The organism is Mesorhizobium sp. M7A.F.Ca.CA.001.10.2.1, from assembly GCF_003998575.1.
GTDB lineage: Bacteria > Pseudomonadota > Alphaproteobacteria > Rhizobiales > Rhizobiaceae > Mesorhizobium.
Window position 1 is genome coordinate 2,713 of sequence record NZ_RZQY01000211.1, and the last position, 6,228, is coordinate 8,940.

Annotated in this window: 8 protein-coding genes; 2 read left to right on the plus strand and 6 right to left on the minus strand. The window is 64.2% G+C overall.

All coding sequences use genetic code 11. The annotated features are described in order from the left end of the window. On the plus strand, positions 1-1,165 hold a 1,165-nt coding region (locus EN964_RS15535; RefSeq protein ID WP_245490657.1), incomplete at its 5' end, for a cobyric acid synthase. 23 nt (positions 1,166-1,188) lie between these two features. On the opposite strand, the gene EN964_RS15540 is transcribed toward EN964_RS15535, so the two are convergent. The 4 genes from EN964_RS15540 to EN964_RS15555 form a co-directional block, all read right to left on the minus strand. Further along, a complete protein-coding gene (locus EN964_RS15540) occupies positions 1,189-1,608 on the minus strand; it encodes a VOC family protein (protein ID WP_127268804.1) in 420 nt (139 codons plus the stop codon). A 72-nt stretch (positions 1,609-1,680) separates the two neighbouring features. Beyond that, the gene (locus EN964_RS15545; RefSeq protein ID WP_127268805.1) at positions 1,681-2,511 is read right to left on the minus strand and encodes an AraC family transcriptional regulator; all 831 of its coding nucleotides are present in this window, start codon (positions 2,509-2,511) and stop codon (positions 1,681-1,683) included. Between the two features lie 102 nt (positions 2,512-2,613). Beyond that, positions 2,614-2,784: a hypothetical protein gene (locus tag EN964_RS15550; RefSeq protein WP_127268806.1), complete on the minus strand. Its 171-nt coding sequence runs from the start codon at positions 2,782-2,784 to the stop codon at positions 2,614-2,616. 52 nt (positions 2,785-2,836) lie between these two features. Further along, positions 2,837-3,622, minus strand: a complete 786-nt coding sequence (locus tag EN964_RS15555; protein WP_127268807.1) for a TSUP family transporter — start codon at positions 3,620-3,622, stop codon at positions 2,837-2,839. A gap of 148 nt (positions 3,623-3,770) precedes the next feature. Here EN964_RS15555 and EN964_RS15560 point away from each other — a divergent pair, with 148 nt between their 5' ends. Continuing rightward, positions 3,771-4,202, plus strand: a complete 432-nt coding sequence (locus tag EN964_RS15560) for a TerB family tellurite resistance protein (RefSeq protein WP_127268808.1) — start codon at positions 3,771-3,773, stop codon at positions 4,200-4,202. 20 nt (positions 4,203-4,222) lie between these two features. Here the strand turns inward: EN964_RS15560 and EN964_RS15565 are convergent, their stop codons facing one another. Together EN964_RS15565 and EN964_RS15570 are read right to left on the minus strand one after the other, a co-directional pair. Beyond that, positions 4,223-5,845 (minus strand): ABC transporter ATP-binding protein, encoded by a 1,623-nt coding sequence (locus tag EN964_RS15565; protein ID WP_127271448.1) that lies wholly within the window; start codon positions 5,843-5,845, stop codon positions 4,223-4,225. After that, on the minus strand, positions 5,842-6,228 hold a 387-nt coding region (locus tag EN964_RS15570), incomplete at its 5' end, for an ABC transporter permease (RefSeq protein WP_164775826.1). The genes EN964_RS15570 and EN964_RS15565, both read right to left, overlap by 4 nt.

A 6,228-nucleotide genomic window follows, 5' to 3' on the forward strand; every position in this document is an offset into this window, starting at 1 on the left:
CGAGGCGCGGGCGCGCGACTACCAGGCGATGAAGGGCCGGCTGATGGACGCCGTGCTGGACTCCTGGGGCAAGATCGGCGAGGGCGCCGATCTGGTCATCGTCGAGGGCGCCGGCTCGCCGGCCGAGATCAACCTTCGCAGCCGCGACATCGCCAATATGGGCTTTGCCACGCGCGCCGACGTGCCGGTGGTGCTGGTCGGCGACATCGATCGCGGCGGCGTCATCGCCTCGGTCGCCGGCACGCATCTGATCCTGCCGGAAGAGGACCGACGGATGATCGTCGGCTATCTCATCAACAAGTTTCGCGGCGACGTTTCGCTGTTCGACGACGGTATCAGGTCGATCGAGAAATTCACGGGCTGGCGCTGTTTCGGCGTCGTTCCGTGGTTGAAGGCGGCGGCACGCTTGCCTTCGGAAGATTCGGTGGTGCTGGAACGGCTGGCGTCTGGCGAAACGCGCGCGCTGAAGGTGGCCGTGCCGGTGCTTGGCCGCATCGCCAATTTCGACGATCTCGACCCGCTCAAGGCCGAACCGCAGGTCGAGGTGGTGTTCGTGCCGCCCGGAAAGCCATTGCCTGCCGATGCCGGGCTGGTGGTCATTCCAGGCTCCAAGTCGACGATCGGCGATCTGCTGAAGTTCCGCGAGAACGGATGGGATCGCGACTTGCTGGCCCATCGCAAGCGCGGCGGCCATGTCGTTGGTATCTGCGGCGGCTTCCAGATGCTCGGCCGCACAGTGCGCGACCCTGACGGCATCGAAGGCAGCGTCATCGAAGCCGAAGGGCTCGGCCTCCTCGACGTCGAAACGGTGATGGAACCGGAAAAGACGGTGCGCAACGTCAGCGCCCGTTCGGTGCCGTTCGACTTGCCGCTCGAAGGCTACGAAATCCACCTCGGCCGCACCATCGGACCGGATACGCTGCGGCCTTCCGCTGTCATCAATGGTGTCGAGGACGGGGCGGTGTCGGCCGACGGCAAGGTGATCGGCACCTATATGCACGGCCTGTTTGGCGCCGACGGCTTTCGCGGGAGATTCCTCGAAAGCCTCGGCATCAAAGGCGGCGGCATCGACTACCGGGCCGAGGTCGAGCGGGCGCTGGACGAGGTCGCAGCCGAGCTGGAGACCCATCTCGACTGCGACGCGATCTTTGCGCTGGCTCGGTAATTCGCAGAGCGCCCGAGGTTGGCTCAGGCCTTTTCGCCCGCCTTCGGCCAGTAGGTGCCGAAGGACCAGACGTTGCCTTCCGGGTCGCGGCAGATGAACTCGCGGCTGCCATAGTCGCGGTTGGTTAATTCCTGGATGATCGTGGCGCCGGCGTTCCTGGCCTTGGCATAGGCGGCATCGGCATCGTAGACGGCAATGTAGATCGACTTGCCGCCGCCTGAGCCGGGTTCGCCGACCATCTTGCCGTAGTCGTCGTCGCGCACCGTGCCCAGCATGATCATCGAGGAGCCGAAGACCAGTTCGGCATGGTGCACGACATCGCCTTCGCCATAGCGGGCACGGACGCTGAAGCCGAAAGCCTCGCCCAGCCAATCGATCATTCTTGCCGCGTTCTTGTAGCGCAAAGCGGGGTAGAGGCGGGGCGCTTCAGTGGTGGTTGGCATGGGAACCTCCTTCATTTGGGTTGGTCGATAACCCACCCTGCTCAAAGACCGTTCCGGCGTCTTGAAGAAATGTTACCTGACAGAGAGCGCGGTCGGCGTTTCGCCGGCGAGGTCGCGAAACTCGCGCACCAGATGCGCCTGGTCGGCATAGCCGCAATCGGCGGCGATGCCGGCCCAGTCGACGGTCTGTTGTCTCGACAGGCCGAGCGCGCGGTTGAAGCGGACAATGCGCGACAGCGTCTTGGGGCCGATGCCGATGGCGTTGGAAAAACTGCCGGCGAGATGCTTGCGGCTCCAGCCCAGCCTTTCGGCGATTGATCCAATGCGGGTCCGGCCGCCGGATGCGATGATGCGGTCATAGGCCCAGGCGATTTCAAGCGGCGTCTCGGCGGCATTCTCGAGACGGGCGGTGACGAAGGCTTCGGCCATGTCGAAACGCGCCGTCCAGTCCGGCGCGTTGCCAAGCTTTTCACGCAGCGCCAAGCCTTGCGCGCCAAGCACGTCGTCGAGGACGACCATGCTGTCGGCCAGTTCGCTCATCGGCAGGCGGAAGAAACGGCGTGCGCCAAGCGGCGTGAAGTTGACCTGGACGCAGCAGGCGCCGCCGAATGATTCGATCAGCACCGGTCCGGCAAAGAGGCCGGCGGCGAAACTGGCGAAGCGGTCATTGTCGCCGGGCGCCTTGCCGAGGCCGATGGCGAAGGGTTCGGCGAAGCTGATGACCAGCGGTACGGTGAGGGACGCGTATTCGACGTTGCGCATATGGCCGGGCGTCATTTCGCGATAGCCGCAAATGTCCGACACAATGCCCTGAAGTCGAGGATCCGGCAGGCGCCGGCGCATCTCGAACCGCCCGGCGACGGACCGGTCCTGCTCTTGCTGGGGTTGCATCTCGACTGGCATCGGCCATCCTTGCGCCAAGTCAAATCTAGCAGACCCGGGGCCGGAATCAAAAGCGCCCGGCTTTTGGCCGGGCGCTCCTCGTCCCCACTTCAAGGGAAATGGTCAGGCGCCGCGCATCAAGCAGCCGCCGGCAAGCACGATGAAAGCAATAAGAACAATCCACACCGATGCGAGTGGAATGAACGCAAGAACGCCAAGCGCGGCGAGTGCGCCGATGATGGCGATAACAACGGAAATGATAAAAACGATCTGCGTAGGTGCGCTAAGATTCATGTGTGGCTCCTCCTACATGATTCGAACAGCGGCATTCTATCAGGGCGCGTGATCACACACCAATCAGGGCGCGCAGCGGGTTCGCCGGGTCGGCCAGCAGCTTCACAGCAAGCGCCAGGCACACGATCACCAGCAGCGGCTTGATCAGTTTCGCGCCGATGCGCATGGCCAGGCTGGCGCCGACGCGGGCGCCGATGAACTGGGCAACGCCCATCATCAGGCCAATCTTCCAGTAGACGACGCCGAAGGCCGCGAAGACGATGAAGCCGCCGATGTTGGAGGCGAAGTTGAGCAGCTTGGTATGCGCCGTCGCCTTGAGCACGCCATAGCCGGCAAGCGCCACGAAGGCCAGCATGTAGAAGGAGCCTGCGCCCGGTCCAAACAGGCCATCGTAGAAGCCGATCGCGGGCACAAGGATCAGTCCGAATAGGAAGGGCGACAGCCGCTCGGCGCGATCGATGTCGTTCATGTTGGGCTTAAACGCGAAGTAGAGCGCGATGGCGATCAGCACGATGGGCAGGGCAGCCCGCAGAATGTCACCCGGCACGATCGTCGCCAGCAAGGCGCCGATGGCGCTTCCGACAAGGGCCAGAAGCGCCGACGGCAATTGCCGGCGGAGGTCCACATGACCCTTCGATGCGTAGTGGATGGTCGCCGAGCCCGAGCCGAACATGCCTTGCAGTTTGTTGGTGGCGAGCGCCTGGACCGGCGTGAAGCCGGCAAGCAGCAGCGCCGGCACGGTGATCAGCCCGCCGCCGCCGGCGATCGAATCGACAAAGCCCGCGGCAAAGGCGGCGAAGGCGAGCATGGCGACGGTCTGGATGCTAAGGTCGATCATCTGATGTATGGCGGTGTCCGGCCGGCTGAAATATCGGGCGTTCGACCACGGCCGCCCTGTTTGCGCAAGGTCGATTCCGCGCTACCTCTATCCAAGCGCATCGCGCTTGGATTTGTATTTGTGTGGTTAACCCGGAAAGAGGCTCCTGATGGCATTCGCATTGCTGGACCAGATACGTCAGATATTCGACGGCGACCCGGGTGTGCGCAAGGTGGCGGACGATCCGGTCCTGTCGGCGGAACTGCTGATGTTGTTTCGCATGATCCTGGCCGACGGGTCTGTCAGCGAGAGCGAGATGGTTGTCTTCCGGCGCATCTGCAAGGACGCCTTCGGCATTGCGGAAAGCAGTATCGACAGCGTCATCGAATATCTCAACGAGTTCGGCTACGAGACCAACGGCTCGCAGGCGATTGCACTGTTCCGCGACCTCGATGTCGAGCGGCGCCGGCAATTGGCCAAACATATGGCGGAGATCGCCAAGGCGGATTCGCAACTTGCCGAGAGCGAGATGCGCCTTCTGCGCCGCACGCTCGACCTGCTCGACATCAGCCCGGTCGATGTGGTGAAGCCGCAGGAGTGATTGGACGCCTTCTCTCCTGATCAGCCTTGCTCTCGCAGCCGCTTCGCGATTGCCCGGTGCAAGTCAGGAGCGGCGGTGACAAGCGCCTTGGCAGCCTCGGACTGCGGGTGGTCGAGCACCGCGTTCGTCTTGCCGCGCTCGACGATCTTGCCGTCATGCATGACCAGCACCTCGTCCGTGATGGCGCGGGCGACGGTCAAATCATGGGTGATGAAGAGATAGGCGATGCCGAGCTTCTGGTTGAGCTCGGCGAACAAATCGAGGATTTGGGCGCGGATCGAGACGTCGAGCGCCGAAACCGGTTCGTCGGCGACGACCAGCTTGGGGCGGGTGATGATGGCGCGGGCGATCGACAGGCGCTGGCGCTGGCCGCCGGAAAATTCATGCGGGTATTTGTCCATGTCGCTGATGCCGAGGCCGACTTCGTGCAGCGCATGCGCCACCATTTCGCGGCGCTCGGTGCGTGTCGGCTGCTTCTCCAGCACATGCAGGGGTTCGGCGACTAGTTTTTCGACCTTCTGACGCGGGTCGAAGGATCCGTAGGGATCCTGGAAAACGACCTGCATGTCACGGCGAGCCGGCTTCAGCTCGGCTTCGCTTTTGCCGGTGATGGTCTCGCCGCGAAACCGGATCGAGCCCGATGTCGGCCGATCCAGCGCCAGGATCATGCGGGCGAGCGTTGACTTGCCGCAGCCGGATCTGCCGACCAGCGCCACTGACTGACCCGGCGCCATCGACAGCGAGACATCGTCGACGGCGCGGATGCCAGGCGCGCGTTTGAACAATGAGGTGCGCCGTCCGGGATAGTCGCGTGTCACGCTTTCGACCTGAAGCAAAGGTCGGCTCGTCTCGATGCCATGCGGCCTGGCGCGCGCCGGCACATGCATCGAGGCCTGCGCCAGCTGGCGCGTGTAGGGATGGAACTGTTCGGACAGCGTGCGCGCAGTGTCGCCGGCTTCCATAACCTCGCCGCGGCGCAGGATAGTGATGCGGTCCGCCATCTCGGTCACCACGGCGAGGTCGTGCGAGATCAGGAGCAGGCCCATGCGGCTCTCGGCGACGAGGTCGCGCAAGAGGTCGAGGATCTGCGCCTGCAGCACCACGTCGAGCGCCGTCGTCGGCTCGTCGGCGACCAGCAGCTTCGGCTTCAGCGCGCAGGCGATGGCGATGACGACGCGCTGGCGCTGGCCACCGGACAGTTCATGCGGATAGCGCGACATTGGGAATTTCGCTTCGGGGAGGCCGACGCGGTCGAGCATTTTTCGCGCCCGGTCTTCGGCCTCGGCGCGGCTGGCCTTGGTGTGCCAGCGTATGCCTTCGGCAACCTGTTCGCCGATGGTCTTGACCGGATTGAGCGCCGTCATCGGCTCCTGGAAGACCATGCCGATGTCGTCGCCGCGCAGCGCGCACATCTGATCCTCGGTTGCCGCGAGGATGTCGATGCCGTCGAATGTGACGCGTCCGGTGGCGCGCGCGGCATGGGGCAGAAGCTGCATCACCGTCAGCGCGGTCATCGACTTGCCCGAGCCGGATTCGCCGACCAAACCCATCACCTCGCCGGGCGCGACGGAAAGCTCCATTCCTTTAAGGATCTGCGTGTCACCGATGGTCAGCGACAGGTTCTCGATGTCGAGCAGGCTCATCGCTGCCGCCGCGATTTCGGATCGAGGATGTCGGCGATGCCGTCGCCCAGGAGGTTCAGCCCCAGCACGGCGACAACGATCGCCATGCCCGGAAAGATCGCCATCCATGGCGCCACCACCATGCGGGTCTGCGCGTCGAACAGCATGCGGCCCCAGCTCGGCATTGGCGGTTGCGCGCCAAGGCCGAGATAGGAAAGCCCGGCCTCGGCTAGGATGCCCAGCGCGAACTGGATGGTGCCTTGCACCAGGAGCAGCGTGGCGATGTTGGGCAGCACATGTTCGATTGTGATCTGCGTGCTGCTCTTGCCGGCGGCGCGCGCGGCCAGAATGAACTCGCGCGGCCAGATCGCCAGCGCGCCGGCCCGGGCGACACGGGCAAAGAC

What these genes read in the sequence shown, in the direction of transcription:
- EN964_RS15540 (WP_127268804.1), bottom strand. Translation starts at nt 1,608, where the DNA reads ATGCCAACCACCACTGAAGCGCCCCGCCTCTACCCCGCTTTGCGCTAC.
- EN964_RS15555 (WP_127268807.1), bottom strand. Translation starts at nt 3,622, where the DNA reads ATGATCGACCTTAGCATCCAGACCGTCGCCATGCTCGCCTTCGCCGCC.
- EN964_RS15565 (WP_127271448.1), bottom strand. Translation starts at nt 5,845, where the DNA reads ATGAGCCTGCTCGACATCGAGAACCTGTCGCTGACCATCGGTGACACG.
- EN964_RS15545 (WP_127268805.1), bottom strand. Translation starts at nt 2,511, where the DNA reads ATGCCAGTCGAGATGCAACCCCAGCAAGAGCAGGACCGGTCCGTCGCC.
- EN964_RS15560 (WP_127268808.1), top strand. Translation starts at nt 3,771, where the DNA reads ATGGCATTCGCATTGCTGGACCAGATACGTCAGATATTCGACGGCGAC.
- EN964_RS15550 (WP_127268806.1), bottom strand. Translation starts at nt 2,784, where the DNA reads ATGAATCTTAGCGCACCTACGCAGATCGTTTTTATCATTTCCGTTGTT.